General features: G+C 47.0%; 19 protein-coding genes. 17 read left to right on the top strand and 2 right to left on the bottom strand.

Going from position 1 to position 19,121, the window contains the following annotated elements:
- Positions 1 to 2: 2 nt before the first annotated feature.
- The 7 genes from K7P76_RS26090 (at position 3) to K7P76_RS26060 (ending at position 7,118) form a co-directional block, all read left to right on the top strand.
- A complete protein-coding gene (locus K7P76_RS26090) occupies positions 3 to 1,400 on the top strand; it encodes an ABC transporter substrate-binding protein (RefSeq protein ID WP_232189006.1) in 1,398 nt (465 codons plus the stop codon).
- A gap of 26 nt (positions 1,401 to 1,426) precedes the next feature.
- Positions 1,427 to 2,299, top strand: a complete 873-nt coding sequence (locus K7P76_RS26085) for a carbohydrate ABC transporter permease (RefSeq protein ID WP_232189005.1) — start codon at positions 1,427 to 1,429, stop codon at positions 2,297 to 2,299.
- Between the two features lie 25 nt (positions 2,300 to 2,324).
- A complete protein-coding gene (locus K7P76_RS26080; RefSeq protein ID WP_309244793.1) occupies positions 2,325 to 3,266 on the top strand; it encodes a carbohydrate ABC transporter permease in 942 nt (313 codons plus the stop codon).
- A 5-nt stretch (positions 3,267 to 3,271) separates the two neighbouring features.
- On the top strand, positions 3,272 to 4,390 hold the full coding sequence (locus K7P76_RS26075) for an efflux RND transporter periplasmic adaptor subunit (protein ID WP_232189004.1): 1,119 nt from the start codon (positions 3,272 to 3,274) through the stop codon (positions 4,388 to 4,390).
- Between the two features lie 30 nt (positions 4,391 to 4,420).
- Positions 4,421 to 5,797: an ABC transporter permease gene (locus K7P76_RS26070; protein ID WP_232189003.1), complete on the top strand. Its 1,377-nt coding sequence runs from the start codon at positions 4,421 to 4,423 to the stop codon at positions 5,795 to 5,797.
- A gap of 86 nt (positions 5,798 to 5,883) precedes the next feature.
- Positions 5,884 to 6,486: a TVP38/TMEM64 family protein gene (locus K7P76_RS26065; protein ID WP_232189002.1), complete on the top strand. Its 603-nt coding sequence runs from the start codon at positions 5,884 to 5,886 to the stop codon at positions 6,484 to 6,486.
- Positions 6,483 to 7,118, top strand: a complete 636-nt coding sequence (locus K7P76_RS26060; protein WP_232189001.1) for a TVP38/TMEM64 family protein — start codon at positions 6,483 to 6,485, stop codon at positions 7,116 to 7,118. Before K7P76_RS26065 ends, K7P76_RS26060 begins: the two co-directional genes overlap by 4 nt.
- Positions 7,119 to 7,177: 59 nt before the next feature.
- On the opposite strand, the gene K7P76_RS26055 is transcribed toward K7P76_RS26060, so the two are convergent.
- On the bottom strand, positions 7,178 to 7,378 hold the full coding sequence (locus K7P76_RS26055) for a CDGSH iron-sulfur domain-containing protein (RefSeq protein ID WP_232189000.1): 201 nt from the start codon (positions 7,376 to 7,378) through the stop codon (positions 7,178 to 7,180).
- Positions 7,379 to 7,548: 170 nt separating this feature from the next.
- Here K7P76_RS26055 and K7P76_RS26050 point away from each other — a divergent pair, with 170 nt between their 5' ends.
- The 7 genes from K7P76_RS26050 to K7P76_RS26020 all read left to right on the top strand — a co-directional run bounded on the left by K7P76_RS26050 (position 7,549) and on the right by K7P76_RS26020 (position 13,715).
- Positions 7,549 to 8,022, top strand: coding sequence for a MarR family winged helix-turn-helix transcriptional regulator (locus K7P76_RS26050; RefSeq protein WP_232188999.1), 474 nt, complete (start codon positions 7,549 to 7,551; stop codon positions 8,020 to 8,022).
- Complete coding sequence (locus K7P76_RS26045; protein WP_232188998.1) at positions 8,019 to 8,561, top strand: MOSC domain-containing protein; 543 nt, start codon at positions 8,019 to 8,021, stop codon at positions 8,559 to 8,561. The genes K7P76_RS26050 and K7P76_RS26045 overlap by 4 nt, the downstream gene beginning before the upstream one ends.
- Before the next feature lie 235 nt (positions 8,562 to 8,796).
- Positions 8,797 to 9,450, top strand: coding sequence for a FusB/FusC family EF-G-binding protein (locus tag K7P76_RS26040; protein ID WP_232188997.1), 654 nt, complete (start codon positions 8,797 to 8,799; stop codon positions 9,448 to 9,450).
- Between the two features lie 173 nt (positions 9,451 to 9,623).
- A complete protein-coding gene (locus K7P76_RS26035) occupies positions 9,624 to 10,085 on the top strand; it encodes an SRPBCC family protein (RefSeq protein WP_232188996.1) in 462 nt (153 codons plus the stop codon).
- Positions 10,086 to 10,443: 358 nt separating this feature from the next.
- On the top strand, positions 10,444 to 10,809 hold the full coding sequence (locus tag K7P76_RS26030) for a hypothetical protein (protein ID WP_232188995.1): 366 nt from the start codon (positions 10,444 to 10,446) through the stop codon (positions 10,807 to 10,809).
- Positions 10,810 to 11,294: 485 nt separating this feature from the next.
- Positions 11,295 to 13,235, top strand: a complete 1,941-nt coding sequence (locus K7P76_RS26025) for a PAS domain S-box protein (RefSeq protein WP_232188994.1) — start codon at positions 11,295 to 11,297, stop codon at positions 13,233 to 13,235.
- A gap of 195 nt (positions 13,236 to 13,430) precedes the next feature.
- The gene (locus K7P76_RS26020; protein ID WP_232188993.1) at positions 13,431 to 13,715 is read left to right on the top strand and encodes a hypothetical protein; all 285 of its coding nucleotides are present in this window, start codon (positions 13,431 to 13,433) and stop codon (positions 13,713 to 13,715) included.
- An 88-nt stretch (positions 13,716 to 13,803) separates the two neighbouring features.
- Here the strand turns inward: K7P76_RS26020 and K7P76_RS26015 are convergent, their stop codons facing one another.
- Positions 13,804 to 14,244 carry a hypothetical protein gene (locus tag K7P76_RS26015; protein WP_232188992.1) on the bottom strand — a complete coding sequence of 147 codons (441 nt, stop codon included), beginning with the start codon at positions 14,242 to 14,244 and terminating at the stop codon, positions 13,804 to 13,806.
- Between the two features lie 183 nt (positions 14,245 to 14,427).
- On the opposite strand from K7P76_RS26015, the gene K7P76_RS26010 reads away from it, so the two are divergent.
- The 3 genes from K7P76_RS26010 (at position 14,428) to K7P76_RS25990 (ending at position 18,888) form a co-directional block, all read left to right on the top strand.
- Positions 14,428 to 16,068, top strand: coding sequence for a bacteriocin maturation protein (locus K7P76_RS26010; RefSeq protein ID WP_232188991.1), 1,641 nt, complete (start codon positions 14,428 to 14,430; stop codon positions 16,066 to 16,068).
- Entirely contained in the window at positions 16,065 to 18,008 is a 1,944-nt protein-coding gene (locus K7P76_RS26005; protein WP_232188990.1) for a TOMM precursor leader peptide-binding protein, read from the top strand. Before K7P76_RS26010 ends, K7P76_RS26005 begins: the two co-directional genes overlap by 4 nt.
- 748 nt (positions 18,009 to 18,756) lie before the next feature.
- Entirely contained in the window at positions 18,757 to 18,888 is a 132-nt protein-coding gene (locus K7P76_RS25990) for a sporulation protein YjcZ (protein ID WP_232188987.1), read from the top strand.
- Positions 18,889 to 19,121 lie beyond the last annotated feature (233 nt).

Below are 19,121 nucleotides of genomic sequence, written 5' to 3'. Positions count from 1 at the left end.
CTATGAAAAAAAATATGTTATCTCTAACTGTTGTGTTGATTGTGATGCTGCTTTCCGCTTGCTCCGGAGGCGGTACGAATACGGAGCCGAATACGGGGCCGAATACGGGGCCGAATACGGGGCCGATTACTCTGACCTTAGCAGTCACGAGGACCGAGGGGTTCTTCGAAGAGCTCAAGCAGAAATTCGAAGCATCGCACCCGGGCGTAACCGTTAATATCAAGGAATACGTTACTTCCACCGTTGATAAGAGCGCTTCGGGATTTCTGCAGCAATATCAGCGCGACATGGAGAAGTTCGTCTCCACCGTCACGACGGAGATGGCAAGCGGACACGGACCGGACTTGCTGGTGACCAATAATTTGCCGTACAAGAAATATGCCGACAAACATATGCTGGCCGACATCAATAAACTGATGTCGGACGATACCTCGTTTGATTCAAGTAAATACTTCACCAATGTGTTCGATACGATGAAATACAAAGGAGGGTTGTATGCGATTCCGACGTCCGTACAATTCACCAACTTGTGGTTGGGGGACAGCACCTTGCTCGGTGGCGCCAAAATTGACGACAACACGTGGTCCTGGCAGGATTTCGCCGATTTGGCGAAACCGCTAGTTCCTCAGGGCGGCACTGCCCTTGGCGGCTTGCCCACGGATCAACTGCTGCTGACGATGCTTAATCCCGGCATTGAACAATTCGTCGATATGGAAAACAAGAAGGCGAGCTTTGATTCCCCGGAGTTCAAAAATTTGCTGACGCTGGCTAAAACGATGATCGACGAAGGGATCGTTTCCGGGTCGTTCGAAGACATGATCGCGGCAGGCAAAGGCCGTGGAACGGGGTTGTTCGAAGCAGGCGGATTCCGTTACGTTGATGAGTTCGTGATAGGGCCAATAGAAAGGTTCAACGGCAATGCAACTGTTTACCGGGCTCCAAGCACGACACCGAATCAGGGATACTCGTTTCGCTCGAATTTGACTTTGTCGATTAACGACAAGTCGAAAAATAAGGAGATGGCCTGGGAGTTCCTGAAGTTCGCGCTTTCCGAAGAAATCCAAGTCGAACGTGAAGGCAAAAGCGGCATGAGAGGCATGCCGGTCAATAAGGACGCGTTTCATCAGCTTCTGGATAAATTGAAAGCTCCCGATGCATTTGGGGAGAGCCGTACAATTCAAATTGATGAAGGTAAAGAACTGACTGTGCCGCCTGTAACCCAGGTGCAGCTGGACAACATCGAATCCTACATGACAGGTATCCGTTCCGTAGATGAAACGGACGATAAAATTTTCAATCTCATCCAGACCGAATCAGAACCGTTCTTCAGCGGTCAAAAATCGGTGGAGGATGTCGCCAAATCGATTCAGAACAAAGTAGAAACATATTTGAACGAGTGAGCGGGGAAAGGCGGGAATGAATCCGGATGCTGAAACGCCGAAAGTTCAACGAGGGGATCACCGCCGGATTGTTTTTGGCACCTAGCGCGGTCGGGTTCGCTTTGTTCTTTTTCATCCCGTTCCTGATCGGCTGCTATTATTCCTTGATGGATTCACCTGTGGACGGTTCGTTCGTGGGGCTGCGCAACTACAACGACTTGTTGCATAACGAGGTGTTCCGAAGAGCCGCGTGGAACACTTTCCGGTTTACCGCGATCAGCGTTCCTCTGAACATGCTGCTATCGCTCGGACTTGCGATGATGCTGAATCGAAGCGTGTACTTGCGGAGTTTGTTCCGTATCTCCTTCCTGTTCCCGCTCGTCATTCCGGTCGCTTCGGTAGTGCTGATCTGGCAAATCGTATTCGAATTGAACGGATCGCTTAATGGCTTGATGCAATCTTGGGGAATGAGCCCCCGAGATTGGATGGAAAGCCATAATTCGCTGGCCGTCGTCATTATCGTTTATTTATGGAAAAACATCGGGTACAACATGGTGCTCTTTCTCGCGGGTTTGCAAAACATTCCGGTGGATTATTACGAAGCTGCATCCATCGACGGCGCCGGCAAATTCAGGCAGTGGCGTTCGATCACTCTCGTGTATTTAACTCCGACGACCTTTTTCGTATTCATCATCTCGATCATCAATTCGTTCAAAGTGTTTCGGGAAACGTACATGATCGCAGGGGAGTACCCGCATGAGGATATCTACATGATGCAGCATTACATGAACAACATGTTCAAATCGCTAGACTATCAGAAGCTGACGAGCGCTGCATTCCTGATGGCGCTGGCGATCACATTGCTGGTATTTGTCCTGTTTCTGGTCGAACGGCGCATCACCAATTCTATCAGCGGATAACAAACGGAAGGGAGAGCTGCGGGGAATGGCATCCGAAGGCGCAAAATCGTTTATTCGTTTCAGAGTGCGCCCGCTCATCGCGGGAATGTCGGCGAGAATGCGAAAAACGCTGCTCGTTGCCGTTTTGGCTGGACTAGCCGTTCTGTTTGTTTTTCCGATCGCCTTGACCCTGACCCAATCTTTGATGAGCGAAAATGAAATTACTATGAACCTCGCGCCAGTCTCCGCCGAAGGATCTTCCAGATCCTTAGATCCGCGGGCGGACAGCGATTATGTGCGCTTGAAATGGATTCCGGACCGGGTGACGTTATCCCAATTTTACTACGTGCTCGTGAAGCAACCGCAGTTTCTGTTCATGTTCTGGAACTCCGTCATTCTTACGGTGCCGATCATCGCCGGACAGATTGTCGTCTCGGCACTGGCTGGATATGCATTCTCGCAGCTGCGTTTCCGAATGCGGGAGCCGCTGTTCTTCATCTACATCGTTACGATGCTGATGCCGTTCCAGGTAACGCTTGTGCCCAATTTTATTATCGCGGATCGATTGGGACTGCTCAATTCCTACCTTGCGATTATATTTCCGGGTATATTCGGAGCATTCGGCGTCTTCTTGCTCCGCCAATTCATGACTTACATTCCATATGCCTATGTCGAAGCGGCCCGGATCGACGGATGCAACCAACTGCAAATTTTCCTGCGTATCGTTATGCCGTTGTGCAAACCCGGCATCGCCGCTCTGGCCATGCTGCTGTTCATCGATAATTGGAACATGGTGGAGCAGCCGCTTATCTTTTTGCAGGATGCGACCAAACAGCCATTGTCTGTGTATTTGTCGGTTATCGGAGAAGGGGAGCGCGGCATCGCCTTTGCGGCATGCTCCATCTACATGATGCCGATGATCCTTATGATGCTATACGCGGAAAACCATCTGGTCGAAGGAATACAACTTTCCGGAATCAAGGGGTAAATGCCATGACTAAACGAACGGTCCGCAATGTGATGATCAGCTTCATTGTCATGATGATCGCACTGACGTTGTTTTCTACCACTTTGCTGCAATTCACACTTCCTCAAGTCACCTTGGAAGCGCCCGGTCCCGGTGCGCTGTCCCATTATGTCAGCGGCTCGGGCACGATTACAGCTGCAGAAGTGTCCGACTTATACGCGGATTCCGAAACGCAATGGCCCGTTGATCAGGTGAAGGTGGAGGTTGGTGACCGGGTCAAAGCCGGGGATACGCTTGTTACTTTTAGCACGGGCGACGGTAAAAACGCGCTCGCTGACGAAGAGGCGCGCTATCGTCAACAGCAGCTCGGACTAGACAAGCTTCACGACGATTATATTACTGCGCAGCACAGCGGGGACGAGACGCAAACCCGTACTTTGAGCCGAGATATCGAAAGCGCGAGGTTGGACATGCAAATCCAGCAACGGAAAATCAATAAGCTGCGGCAGCAGTTGGAGAACGGCACTTCACTTAAAGCCGCCGTCTCCGGGATCGTTACCTCAGTTAACGTAAAGGAAGGTTTGCCGTTGCAAGGCGCGGTTCCGGCTGTAAGCGTCACCGACTCGTCCAAGCCTTTGCAGCTTATCGCAACATTGCCAGAAGAGCAGGCGAAATATTTGATTGTAGGAGACGAAACCGCCGTTACGGTCAGTTCCATCGATCAAGCACCGACCACAGGAAAGATTTCTGAAATTCGCAGTCCGTTAGCCGACGGACAAGACGGCCAATCCGGGCAGCAGACCCAGACAGATTCCAAAGAGATATTGATCGATCTAGAGGACAACCGGTTGAAAGGCGGGGAATATGCCGAATTCTTTATCAACAAACAGACGAAACCCGTTCAGACGCTCATTTCTAACGGCGCAGTCCGAGAGAACTCGGACGGGAATTATGTGCTGTTGCTCAAGAAAAGGCAGGGCGTGCTCGGAGACGAATATTACGCGCAGCAGGTTAAAGTCATTACAGGTGATGCTGACGAAACGAACACGGAAATTAAGAGCGGGATAGAGAACAGGATGGATAAGGTCATCGTTTCCAGCAGTTCGCCGGTCGCAGATGGAGACCGGGTCAGGCTTGCCGACTGAAGCTTCGGGAAGGGAAAGGATGCAAATATCATGAGTAGAACGCGTTTTTCATCTTATATGGTGTTTACGGGAATGCTGCTCTTGTTCGCAAGCACTGTTCTTTCCCAGTCGTTCGTCTCGGAGTGGAAGAAGCTGAACGGACCGTTTTCCCTCGGAAAACTGTCTGCCACCGTTAACTTGGCGGCTGACCCAACCGGTTCGTCGGGGCTGTCTTTGGACGAAGCCGAGCGCTTGTCCGATGTATGGGGAGTTCCGATCGCCTATTCGGCAAGAGTGCCGGGCAACATCACGACGGAAAGTCGGTCCGTTTCAGGGGATTTTATCGGTATCGGCGGCAGTTACGACCAGTTTACGCACTTGTGGCTGCGAAAAGGCGTCACCGTTTCTGCGGGCGCGATCCGGGATCATGCCAGGGTGGCGGTGCTCAGCTCCGACATGGCGGATCAACTGTTTCATTCGCAGGATGTCGTCGGGCTTCACTTCCGGATGATGAACACCGATTTTCACATCGTCGGCGTGTTCACAGAGCGGGATTCTTTGGTCGGTTGGATGACGGACGATGGAGTTCCGGATCTCCTCATTCCCGTCACCACCATGATTGAATTGCAGCCGACAGTAAAAATCCAGACCGTGAATTTCCAGGCGAAAAGCTCTGCGGCGGTTTCCGGCGAAATGGAGGCGGGCAGTGCATTAACGGCGGTCGGCAAGCAGGCATCGGCGTTCGTTATCACGAACTATGTCCAATCTTATAAATGGGTGGCGCAAAAACCGGCTTTATTGCTGTTTATGTGCGGCCTCATCGTTATTTGGTTGTTTATTCGGATCATGGCGTCGAAATTAAAAGCCGCTTACCGGTTGCTTCGGCAAGACCGGGAGTTGATGGAGGTGGCCGACATCTGGACAACAATAAGCCGGACGTTGATGATGCATCTTGCGGGAGCTGTATTGGCGGCAGCGGGGATCTTGTTAATGTGGCTGTTGATCCGCTATCCCTTTTATATTCCGGCCGACTCGATTCCGGGCGAACTGATCGATTGGACGTTTTATCGGGATAAAATGTTGGAATTCTGGCAAAATCGGCTAGGGCAAATGGGATATGTCGCTTCGTCGGATGAGATATTGCAAAACCGCGTGAATACGTTTGTCACCTGGCTATTGGGCGCAGGGTTTGCTATTGGACTCCCGTTGTTCATAATTGGTGCAAGAGAATGGGCGATTATGAACGTGACCGTAAGCGGTCGTCTGATACGGATTTGTCTCTACATGCTGCCAGCCACCGCTTTGACTTTAGCATCCGCTTGGTGGGCGGGAATTCCGACTTTTGCAGGGTGGAAAGAAACAACGGTACTGTTCGGGATGTTTGCGGTGTACGCGGTGGCGTACCGGAGTGGGAACGTGTCTTATTAATTCGCAAATTTTATGATCCTTTAATTCTTGCAACGCTGCATATATGTTATTGTTGAAGTAGTTGCTTATTAGAGGTGATAGTTGCAATGTTAAGCGAGTGGATTGAAGCGTTGCTTGCCCGCTCCTCCCTGACGGGATTCTATGTGCTCATCATTACCTTTCCGCTCGCAATCGTTCAAGGAATCCTCGGCATTTTTCCTTTTACTATTCTTATTGTGCTCAATATTTCCGCTATGGGAATCGTGAACGGACTGCTTACTAGCTGGATTTCCGGCATTATTGTAGCTAATATCGTCTTTTATTGCGGTCGATCTTTTTTCTCCGATTGGTTTAACCGCAAGATTAAAAGAAAAGAAAGCCGCTATGAGAAATGGCAGAAGTACTTCGAGCTTTACGGAATATGGACGCTTATCTTGTTGCGTACTTTGCCTATCCCGAATAACGTCGTTTCTCTAATGGCCTCAGTATCCAGTATTAAACCGTTTGCTTATTTTATTTCATCCGTCGTAGGCAACCTGTCCCAAATTTGGTTGTACGGGATTATAAGCTCATCAATAATAATGCCTAAGCAGGATAGTAAGCTATTAATTGAAATGTATATTGCCTTTTGCTTATCGTTAATCATTGTATTCGTCCGTGGTCAGTTTCTGCAAAGAAACAAGGGGGACAGAACGAAGGAAAGCTTATGAAAAAGTGGATGCTTCTAGCCATTTACCTTATAGTCGCCGGATTAATACTCCTAAATCGGCAGTCCTTATTAGATTGGCTTCAAGTTGAATCTTCATGGAAAGCTGATTTATTATTATTCATGTTTGCATTTATTGTCGCACTCGTTCCTGCAATCCCTTACGGTTTAATTGCTGCTTTGCTCGGTGCCAAATATGGAGCGATCACCGGCAGCCTGATTAATCTAAGTCTATCTTGCGTAGCTGCGATTGCGTTGTTCCTATTGGTTCGGTACGCTTTCAGCCCTAAACAAAGGAAAAGAGCCGCTGATATGAAAGGCCTTTCCCGAATAACGGCTATAACAGAACGCAGCCCTTTCATTGCCGTCTTATTTGCTCGGATGTTGCCCGTCATTCCTTCGCAAGCCATTAACATTTTTGCAGCCCTTACCCGCATGAACGTCATTCCTTATGTTGTGGCAACGATTATTGGGAAAATACCATTCATAGCAGCGGCTACTTTGCTTGGAGATCAAATATTTGGATCATTTCAATGGAGAGAGACATTAATAATTATAGGTATTTACGGGTCTTTTATATTCCTCGTTGGTTTATTATATAAGCGTTATTCAACAAGAAATGCAACGAGTAAATAATGAGCAGCTCCTACTCATGGGGCTGCTCGTTTTATATTGCAAGCGGCTTTAATCAACGGTTATCTTGCTGTAGATGCATCTGTAAATCCACACGCTTTATGAGTGCTGTCACAGAAAGGCTGAGTCTTGGACTGACCGCAGCGGCAAATAGCGATCGTATCTCCGGTTTGAAATACGGCGCCTTTCCCGTCAATCAGTTCAAAATCTCCTTGGATAACATAAGGGCCTTGATCATATTTCGTAATAATTACTTTAGACATTTCTCAAATCACCTCCTTCCGAGACATTCCCTATTCGGGATATTTTGTTGCTAAATCAACTGTTGATCGCACAACTAAAATATCACCATTAAGTTGCGCAGTCAACAATTATTTTGTTGATTACGCAACAAAAGTCATTTATATTGAAAGTACGGAAGGAGGATGGGACCATGGGAAGAGTAACGGAATTGGAACTATCCGCTTGGCGATTATTTATTAAAACTCATGCCACAATTATTGAAAGTATCGAGCAGGATTTAGCGGATCAGAAACGGGTCCCGCTAACCACGTATGACGTTTTAATCGCGTTATTCGAGGCGCCGGATCGCAAGCTGCGCTTTGGAGAATTGAATCAGAAGGTGGTCCTGAGCAAAAGCGGGTTAACACGATTGGTTGACCGGCTAGAACGCGAAGGATTAATTCAAAGAGAAAAAAGCCAAGAAGACCGACGGGGTGCATATGCTGTTCTTACGCATGAAGGAGAGTTGCAATTGCGTAAAGCATGGCCTGTTTATGCGAGAGGGATCAAGCAATATTTTGCTGAACCCTTGTCCGATGATGAAATGCGATCTTTAAAAAGCGCTTTTACAGTCATAAGTAAAGCTTTGCAATCGTCGCACGATAAGGAGGAGAAACCATCATGAGCGAGTGTCGCGCCACTGTTCAATGCGTCATGTTGGCCGATGACCCTGCCACCTTCGTTACTCGCATGGTGGCTGACATTCGTGTCGAGATTGGCGGTATTCCGGGCGACCGACATTTTGGTTTGCTCCGCCCTGCGGATTCCCGGCAAAAAATTTATCCTCGCGGCGCGTTGATTGCGAACAGGCGTCAAATCAGCATCGTCTCGCAGGAAGAATGTGAACTTATCGCTATTCATCTGGGTATTCCCGAGATTAAACCGGAATGGTTAGGAGCCAATATCATGATCAGTGGGTTGGAAAAGTTAACCGAACTTCCGCAAGGAACTCGATTGATTTTCCCGGATGGAACAGGATTAATTTGCGAAGGCGAGAACTTGCCTTGCATAGGACCTGGGAGGGTGATCGAAACGATCTGTAATCAATCCGGACTTAGTCATAAATTTGTGCCTGCAGCCAAAAAAATGAGAGGTATCGTTTGTTCCATAGAACGGGAAGGTTGTATTTCAAGGGGCGATATCATAAGGATCATCGGTGTATAAAGAATTTGAATATGCGGAGAATTTCTTTTATACTATTCACATCTTAGGAGAGGGAGGTGATAGGGATGGCAATCAGAGATTGTCGGACTGGCATGACTCATGCAAAGCCTGGTATAGAGGCGATACTTTGCGTGAGGCGCGATCATGATTAACCCTATCGCCCCCATTGGATATCGTTTCTAATACTTGGCTTTGCGCCTTATTTTCAAGACTACAAATAAGGGGCTGAACCACAATGGTTATACCATTTATTAGAAACCATCACTATAACTTTATTAAGAGACAGGCAGATATACTGCTGCAAGCTCTCAGAACCGTTGCCGACCGGAAAGTAGTGGAATCGGTAAGATCCGGCACGGAAGCGAAAATAATAGAAATGTTCCCGGACATTACGGACGATCAGAAACAGCTGTTGGGAGCTATTTCAGCGCTGGAGTCAACAACTGATTTTCACAAATATCTCGGTTCGCTTGAGCCGTACTTGGCCAAATTTCCGCGAGTAACCAAGGATCAGATTCAGAAACTATTCCCCAAGAATAAGAAGCTGAAGATTCCTGATTTATTATCTATCGACTATCGTTATGCTACCTATCTGAACTGGATCGATATCGCATCGAATAAATTGTTCATCGTGTATCATTTAAACGGGCAGTTTGTCGGCATCGAAGGCAGATATACTCCTACCAATAAGAAAAGCTATTGCTTTTTATGCAACAGATACGAAGAGCTCGCTCTTTTCTCGGCGGTATCCAAAAAAAGGTCGGCCAATTCTTCGCCTGATTACTATAAAGCGTTTGGCAACTATTTGTGTTTGAATGGTCACGAATGCAATAAGAACATGACGGATGTTGAAGCATTAGAGAAATTCATCCACACAGTCTTAGGATAGAGTACACAACAGGAGAGCAATCCGATGTCGGTAATTAAAAAAAAGTCTGAACGAAGTCCGCGTAAACCGCGGGCTTTTTATTTGCGCCCAGCGTGTGCGCTATCTCTAGGGTTGAGGAAGAAACGACTATGTTATGATATAAGGAACCAAGCGCGAAGAAAGGAGAAATCAAGATGGCAACCCTGAATCATGTACCGATAGCAAAGGCAGAAATGCTTATTAGAAAGCCGGTTAAAGAGGTGTTTGAGGCATTTATCGACCCTGCGATTACTTCAAGATTTTGGTTCACCAAAAGCAGCGGAAGATTAGAAGCGGGAAAACGTGTCCAGTGGGAATGGGAAATGTACGGTGCTTCCGCAGACGTTGATGTAAAAGAAATCGAGGAAAACAGGCGAATCCTTATCGAATTTGGTACCACGGTCGAGTGGATTTTTACTTCTCGGACCGAGAACGAAACTTTCGTCACGATTACGAACACCGGGTTCGAGGGAGATGGGGATCACATCGTAAAGCAAGCCATAGATTCAACGGAAGGATTTACGATTGTTCTCTGCGGGCTAAAGGCGCTTCTTGAGCACGGAATCATCTTGAATCTCGTATCGGATAAGGCTCCTTACGCCCACGTTAAACGTTAATCGCCTTAACGGGTGCGTAGCCATAGGACGGAGAATCCGTTTTACTTACGGATATCCGCCAATAGTATAGGGCCGGAGGCAAAGTCTCCGGTTTTTCTTATATATTGTCCTCCGCATCTTGCATCGTTGGTTTTCCTACGTTACAGCAGCTGCAAAATAAGGCTGTTTCGCTTGTCCAATACCCCATACCGGATTGCGTTCCTTGGAATAAATTAAAGAAAACCAAGGAAAGGTATGGTGGACAAGTATGGTATGCAGCTGCCGCAAGCGATGCAGATGTAAAAAAAGGAGAAGAGTCGGATTATTATGTTCATGCAGCGATTCGAACATTCGAAGAATCACGCAAACCTTAGCAGGGGTGAGCGCCGTATATCGGGCGGATGCCGATCTAAGGTGCAGCGGGTTATGCAGAGGATTTGACAGCGATATTATTTATGATTGGACGGCCGTACCGCTTTCCGGCAATCTTCAAGTAGTAGGGGATACCCGAAAAATCGGGAATAACACACTGGTCGTCAGCGGAACAGGAACATTGGATTTGACCGTGACCGTAACTTTCCGCTGCAGAGTATTCGGCGGCGGCTTCGAAGATTGCAGAAGAACCGCATCCATGCGGTTCACTCAAAGGCCTACGGGTGCCTTCAGAGCACGCCAAAGGATTGCTCAGAAGACCGCTCCTTTGATCACGAAAAAGACTGTGCAGAAGCTCTCTCGGAAGAAATAAGGAAAAAGAAATCTTGCTAACATTGACTCATTTTTTGATAACGCAGCCTAAAGCGGGCTGCTTTTTTATGTGCGCCACAATGTTATTTTCGGTTATACATATGCAATTGGTTCACGTGGTGTTGCTGTTACTGATGTTTGTGGTAGACTTCACCTTAAGCTGCTCCAATCATGGAGGGAGATGGATTTCGTTCGTACTGCCGAGTATATAAAAGAAAAAGCTAAAAGATTAGAATTGCAGACAAGCCGCTCTTAATCGGCATTCTCGAAATTCAGGTCCTGAGAACGATGACAAGAGCCCGCTCAATTTGAGCGGGCTTTGTCCGTCATGCCGAACCGTCCGTCCCCGCCCCGTTGACTAAGTTGGAACGCATCGGTGCGAAGGGTGAAGATAAAAGAGAAGAAGTGGTTAATAAATAGAAGAGTGGCGAATAAGCAGGATATTGTATAATGTCAACATATCGGTAAAGGAGGGGTATTGGGGATATGAAGGATGCGCAATTTAATACGCAAGCGTTGTTCGAACACATATTCAATTGTACGCCTATCGGTATCGCTCTTTATTCATTAGAGCGCAAGCTGATAAGCGTAAATCCGGCTGTTTGCCGTATTTTGGGCTATGAACAAGAAGAAATGACGAAGCTCATCGAAAAAGAGATCACGCATCCCGATGATTATAAGAGCAACGATGAAGAGTACGATCGTTTGTTGAATGGTTCATCATCCCATTTTGTCATGGAAAAACGGTATATACATAAGGAAGGCAGCATCATCTGGACTTCATCCCATCGTTCGCTCGTTAGGGATGACAAGAACGGAAATCCCTTGTATTTTATCATACAGATTATCGATATAACGGAAAACAAGATGGCGGAACAGAGGCTTCAGGAAACGGTGGAACGTTATACTTCTCTCAAAAAATACAACCATGACGCTATCATTTCTTTCGATCTCTCAGGATTTATCATGAACGCGAATGCCATGGCTGAGCGACTGTTGGGGCGAAGGGTCGCGGATATGATCGGCACGAGCATCGCCAACGTTATCGGAGAGCACAACATGGAGCGAATACTGGCGGATAACGAGCAGTACTTGGAAATCGAGAGCACGATCGACCATATTTTCCACAACGACGGCAATAGCGTGGAAGTTCTCGTAACAATTGCTCCCATTATCGTCAACAAAAGGAACATCGGTTTCTATCTCTTGGCCAAAGACATTACCGAGCAGAAAAAGCTGCTCATCGATAAAGAAGCGGCGGAGAAAGCCAACGAAGTGAAGAGCGAATTCCTGGCCATGATGAGTCACGAAATTCGCACCCCGATGAACGGCGTAATCGGCATGACGGACTTGCTTAGGGATACGAGCTTGGATGCGGAACAGCAGGAATTCGTGTCCATTATCAAGAAAAGCGGAGATACATTGCTCGCCATTATTAACGATATCCTGGACTTCTCCAAGGTGGAATCGGGGAATACCGATCTCTTGGATGAACCGTTTGAAATCGGCCACGCGATCGCCGATACATTGGACACGCTTATGCCGAAAGCCTTGAAGAAAAACTTGGATATTAACGTTTCCATGACTCCGGGAGTCCCGCAATCATTGATAGGGGATTCGGTTAAATTAAAACAAATTCTCATCAATTTAATAAGCAATGCCATCAAATTCACCCAAGCCGGAAGCATTTCCATCTCCGTTGACCGTGCGGGAGTAGAGGGGGACAAAATCCGTATCCAATTCACGATCAAGGATACGGGAATCGGCGTTCCGAAAGACAAAGTCGTACATTTGTTTGAACCTTTCTATCAGGTCGATCATTTCATGGTTCGCCAGGCGGAAGGGACGGGGTTGGGTCTCGCGATCACCAAGAAGCTTGTTACGCTCATGGATGGAGAAATTCGGTTTGTACCCACCATAGGCACGGGCTCTACTTTCGAATTCAACGTACTTCTACGGGTGCAAAATCCGAACGAACTCCTGTCGTTGGACTCGACGTATCCATTGGTGGAACCCTGTTCGGGAGCTTTGAGCATTCTCGTCGCGGAAGACAACGAAGTCAATCAGAAGGTACTGATCCGCATGATCGAGAAGTTGGGTTACCGGCCAACCGCGGTCAGGAATGGAGAAGAAGCACTTGAGGCGATCATTCGAAGTCGTTACGATATCGTCTTCATGGATATTCAGATGCCGATCATGAACGGCTTGGAAGCTACGAAGCGGATTATCCAGTTGACCGCTCCGGATGAACGTCCCTATATCGTAGCCGTAACGGCCAATGCGTTGATCGGCGACAAGGAGAGGTACATGGAAGCAGGCATGAATGAATATATCAGCAAACCTCTGAAGAGTGCGGTCGTGTACGAGATTATTATGAAATGCTTAGCGGTTGCAAATGCGGAAAGAGCCGGTATTCCGTCGACTTAATAAGGGTTACTGTATTAGGTGTGCTGTAACGCTTGCACGATGTGCGGCTTTTCCGACTATGGAAAAGTCGTTTTTTATGCACAAACCTTACATGAAGCGCTATCTTTTCAGTCTGTATGCATATTGTTACTGTAAAATATAGTTCAGATGTACTCACAGCGCATAACCGAACGGAGAACACAGGGGGAATTCAAGATGAAAAAGTTTCTAGTAATCAGTCAAGTTATTTATTTGCTTTGCGTGATTCCATGGGTATTCATTTGGGGAATCTCGTTTATGGGCTTCGATCAAGGATTCAGTTGGTATGCCGTAGCACTTGTTGTCGGAATAGGTGTGTATCCGATTGCGGTCATCCTCTGTTCCATCTTTGCTTGGAAACTTCGCAAGCATCGCAAGCGCGCTGCCATTATCGTCAATTTGATTCCTATGGTATGGGTGCTCGGAATTGGACTTCCGGTTTCATTTCTGAATTTCTCCTAGTAAAATCAAGGGTAAGGAAAAGAACCTTTCCGATACATATGGAAAGGTTCTTTTCGTGGGGGTGAGCTATTTTATCGACTAATCGGTTCTAACCTTTTAATCCACCAAATAAAGGCATTATTGTCTTAACCATTCCCATGCCCATACGGACCGCCGGCCATGCTTTTGTTACAAAGCCCATAATTCCGCCTAAACCGCCTAAACCGCCTAGTCCTCCCAGAATACCTGCGCCGCCGCCATTCGGAACTGGGGCTCCAGCGGGAGAGAAAAGGGAGGGGCCCATCCCCCCGACATTGTTGCCCGGCAAGCCGAGAGCCGGAAATAATCCGGATATTTTTGCTTTTTTCGCTCGGAGTATGGAAGAGCTCCTTAATCTTCCGTGCCCCTTTTTCCCGGAGAGAATCAATTGTCCCTTCTCGATGCCCGTTATACATCCGACATAGAAGCTCCCGTTTTTTAACACCACGCAAACAGGATAACCTATCATCTGCCTTGCCTGATCACTTATCCCTTTATGATATCTGTTCATGGAGGTCTCCTTTCCTATAATTGTTCTACAACTTATTCTGGAGATTACGTGCTGCTTGTACGTTTAACCATCAAATCCCCATCATATAGAGAAGTAAATACACCAATTAACGGGCAAAGCCATACCTTATTTCGATAAGCGGGCTATCGTCTATTTTCCATTGGGGGAGGAAATGAAATTCTTATGGCCAACGTACCGGATAATATTGTCGAAAGATACGATTTACAAATTAAGTTTTTGGACAGTTGTGGGAAGTTAGGGGTTTCACTCTTTCAGTCCTACAAAGAAAGCAAAGTATTAGCTGTCGGAGCAGGTTCTTTTTTGGTCTCGTTAGTTGCGGCATTGTTCGAATCCGGATTGTCGAAAGTCCATGTGATTATTACAGACTCAGAACCGACCGATAGGCGTTTGTTATTAAGTCTGGCCGAAAATGCAAAGAATGCTGACCCAAAAGCTGAATTACAACATTCGGTTATGTCCGAAAGGACTGTAAGTGCTTGGAAAGAGGGGATCCAGCCGTTTGATTGGATTTTGTATATGAGTAAGCAGACGAAGTTAGAAGAAATCCAAGCTATTCATACGGCCTGTATAGCAGAAAAGAAATCACTCCTCATCGCCATGTGCCATGGGCAAACAGGCTTTGCAGGACCGTTGGTGAGTCCGGATTCTGAGGGGTGTTGGGAATCTGCGTGGAGGCGTGTGCATCATTCCGCTATTCGTAATGATCCAATGATTCCTATATTTCGTTCAGCAGCAGCACCAATGCTTGCCAATATCATCGTATTTGACATGTTTAGAACGATTACGCGAGCAGCGAAGCCGGAATTGGAAAATAAATTTTTTATGCTGGATTTACACACGCTCGAGGGAAGCTATCATTCGTTCTTGCCCCATCCGCTCATAACCAAAGGAATCACAACGGAACAGGTTCAAAATTTAGATCAACTGCTCGTAAGCGGCAGGGGCAGCAATAGTGATCCAAACAAATTCCTGTCGTTTATTAATCGGTTAACATCGCCGCAATCAGGGATTTTACATCTTTGGGATGAGGGGGACCTGAAACAGCTTCCGCTTGCACAATGCCGAGTCCAGGCGGTTGACCCGCTATCGGAAGGGCCTGCTGAATTGCTTCCGGTTATTATACGTGCGGGCCTGACGCATATTGAGGCTCGTAAGGAAGCCGGGTTAGCCGGAATAGAAGCCTACTTAACAAGAATAAGTCATTTATTAGGTACCCAATTCCACGAAATTGGAGCGGGGGAAACGGTCGAGGAAGCCGTATATCGCGGGTTGCAGAAGTGTTTAACGCAACAATTAAGAAAGCAAACTGCTTACCGGAAGCCTACGGTCCAAGGTGTACAGATTAGTCATGTCGAGGATACGCGCTGCCGCTATTATTTACAAGCATTGACCACCATGCAAGGCACACCGACGATCGGATTGGGGGATGATGTACTCGGCTTTCCCGTCGTATGGATCGGTAATGGCGATTGTTGGTACGGCTGTGTGGGCTTGAATAGGACATTAGCGCTTAGAATAACGCTTGAACAGGCACTTCTGAAGGCACAAAATCGAACAGCAATCGTCACGTTGCAAGGCGTAGAGATTCCAAGCCTAGATCCGGAAGAAGCCATTTTGACAAACCTAGAAATTAAAGCAGTCGAAGATACGGCACATGCGGAGTGGATACAATATGCCTTGCCGGTTTTGAAACGTAACCAAACGCGACTAATTGTCTTAGAAATGATGGCAGAGCCCTTATTGAATGAACATCTCGGAGGGTTGTTTTGCGTCATGCTTGGAAAGGAGGAAGCATCCAGGTGAATGATGTCGTTGCGATTGTCGGCAAAGGACTGTTAGCGCACCATGTCAGTAATCTGTTATCCGAACAGTACAAAGTCCATCGACAGATTGATTTCATGCATAGTGTCCCAGACTCGGCGAAATTGATCTTGGTGCTAAACGATGAATGGCGGCCATCCGATTATGAAATGGCTGAAAAAGTGCTGCAGCAAGCTGGTATTCCTTGGTTGAGAGGCTTTATATTACATGACGAGGGCGTGGTCGGACCGTTCGTTCAACCGGGGAAGCCGGGCTGTTCCCAATGTGCGGATGTAAGGATTTTTACGGCGGGAAATGACCGCGAGAATAGTCTTGAATTGCAAATGAATCTAGTGTTGCACGGTGCAATTCCGCGTGATGATTCAACCTCGTGGTTCGGGGTTGTACAGACTAGCTGCTTAATCGCTGCGGAAGCGCAGAAAATGATTCAAGGCAAACCCGCTCAGACGGAAGGGAGGGTGTATTTCGTCGATTTAAAAACGTTGAAGAGTTCGCTTCACGCGTTTTTGCCAGACCCTTTGTGCCCAATTTGCGGAGACGCGCCCATCGATATCCCGGAAAATGCGACAATTTCGTTGCAGCCAAGCCCTAAAATCAATAAAGAAACTTATCGTTGCAAGCCGTTGGATGACATTGGGAAATTATTGGTCAAAGACTATTTGGACGAACGAACGGGTTTATTTAACAAAAAACGATCGGATTTGTTATCGCCATTTTCCAATGTAAGTGTGAATTTGCCATCGGTGTTGGGGAGTGAATCTTCGGCAGGCCGCTCTCATTCGTATGCACAAAGTGAACAAACTGCCATTCTGGAAGGCTTGGAGCGTTATTGCGGAATCTCTCCGCGCGGCAAAAGAACCGTCGTTCATGATTCTTTCCGTAACTTGTCTGACCGAGCACTCAACCCTGTGGAGGCGGGAGTGTATTCGGCAGATCAGTATGCGCTAGCTGACTTCCCGTTCAAACCCTTTGATCCTAACCTTTCGATGAACTGGGTATGGGGATATTCATTTATGCAAGAGAGTCCTATTCTGGTGCCTGAGCAGCTCGCTTATTATAGCACAGGATTCGGTGACGGCTTTGTCATGGAAGGCTCGAACGGATGCGCATTGGGGGGGAGTTTGGAGGAAGCGATTTTCTACGGCATCATGGAAGTGGTCGAGCGCGATTCGTTCCTATTGACCTGGTATGCTCAGCTTTCCGTCCCCCAACTTGATCCTTATTCCTCCAACGACAAACAATTGCAGCTCATGATAGACCGTTTGCAGGCTATAGCAGGGTATGATTTATATCTGTTTAACACGACGATGGAGAATGGTATTCCAAGCATTTTGGCGATAGCCAAAAACAAGGGGACAACAGGAGCGAATCTCATTTGTGCTGGAGGAGCTCACCTGGATCCGGTAGCGGCCGCGAAGAGCGCGATTCTAGAAGTGGCGGGCAATATGATATTCCTTGGCGAAATGTTGAAGGAGAACAGGGATGAATACCGCCGAATGTTGGATGATCCTTATCTGATAAGACGGATGGAGGATCACTCCTTGTTGTACAGCTTGCCTGAAGCGGAGAACCGACTACATTTTCTATTGGATCAGAATCGTCCGCTCAGAACATTCGAGGAGGAGTTTAGACCAAGGGTTCTTCACGATGATCTGACGGATGAGTTGCAAGATATCCTTCAACAATTTCGCCGATTGAGTCTTGACGTTATTGTGATAAACCAGACAGCGCCTGAAACTTTACGAAACGGTCTATATTGCGTAAAAGTTCTGATCCCGGGGATGTTGCCCATGTCTTTCGGACATCACCTTCTCCGTTTGACGGGATTAGAGAGAGTGTTAAAGGTACCGGTAAAACTCGGTTACACGAAGAACTTGTTGACGCCGCAGCAATTAAATCCTTATCCGCACCCCTTTGTTTAAATTTCTGATCCGTGCGGAAATTTATTGCTTCTGTGCGAATGCACTGACAGGATAAGTATCTCAGCATATTTTAACAGGGTGATAAACAATCACAGATTAAGGAATCAGGTGGTGATTGCGATGGGTTACGGTGGATCGTGTGCAGGTTATGGCGGTATGCAAGCAGCTGCTTTTGTACTTGTACTTTTCATTCTGTTGGTTATCATCTTACGCGCCGGAACAGGGATTTACTAATAATCGTAGGGCCACCATGCTCTCGGGCATGGTGGTTTTTACGTGCAAAAACAACTACCGAGGCATTCATCAAATTGAAGAGAAGAGATCTTTATTACCTAAAAAAAACCGTGATGCTTATTGCATCGCGGGTCAAACTCTATTTAATTAATAGCCAGCTCTTAGGATTATTACCAAGAGTATGAAGAGAACTAGTACAAATGCAGCAGCTTGCATGCCGCCGTATCCGGCGCAACTTCCGCAGCCATATCCGCCAACAACTCCGCTCAAAGAATTCACCACCGAATTGTTTATTTGTGATCAATTCATCACACGGTTAGCTTATGTATGGATGACTATATGGGACAGTGTAAATACCTAGCGTAAACAAATCTTGGCAAGTACCCATCAGAAAGCACAATATGTGCATATGCGTATTTATGATGGATCTGTGCGAACGTACTGACAATATGATTAACCATACATAATCTAGAAGGGTGATAAACAGTCACAATAAAAATTTGGTGGTGATTCCATGGGTTATCCAGTTGGTGGTGTAGGTGCTGGCTCTTGTGCAGGTTATGGCGGTATGCAAGCAGCTGCTTTTGCACTTGTACTTTTCATTTTGTTGGTCATCATCTTGCGTGCCGGAACCGGGATTTACTAAGAAGTATCACTCGCCAAGGTTATTGTGTGCCCGTCTAGTTCTTTTCCCCGTAATACTCCGCCGCCCCAACTTCGTTAATAAGATGGAGAATCTTGTACATGCATACAACCCCGCCCAGCCACACGGCTAGCCGGGGTTGTGCTAAGGCGGTGAACTTTATGCGTATCTCTATTGTTGCTCTTCTCGTACTCGTTATTTTTATCCTGTTGGTTTTTATACTTATCAGTAGAGCT

It is taken from the genome of Cohnella silvisoli, assembly GCF_021190915.1.
GTDB lineage: Bacteria > Bacillota > Bacilli > Paenibacillales > Paenibacillaceae > Cohnella > Cohnella silvisoli.
The sequence above is the reverse complement of the archived record's forward strand: the minus strand, read 5'-3'. Positions and strand labels throughout refer to the sequence as shown.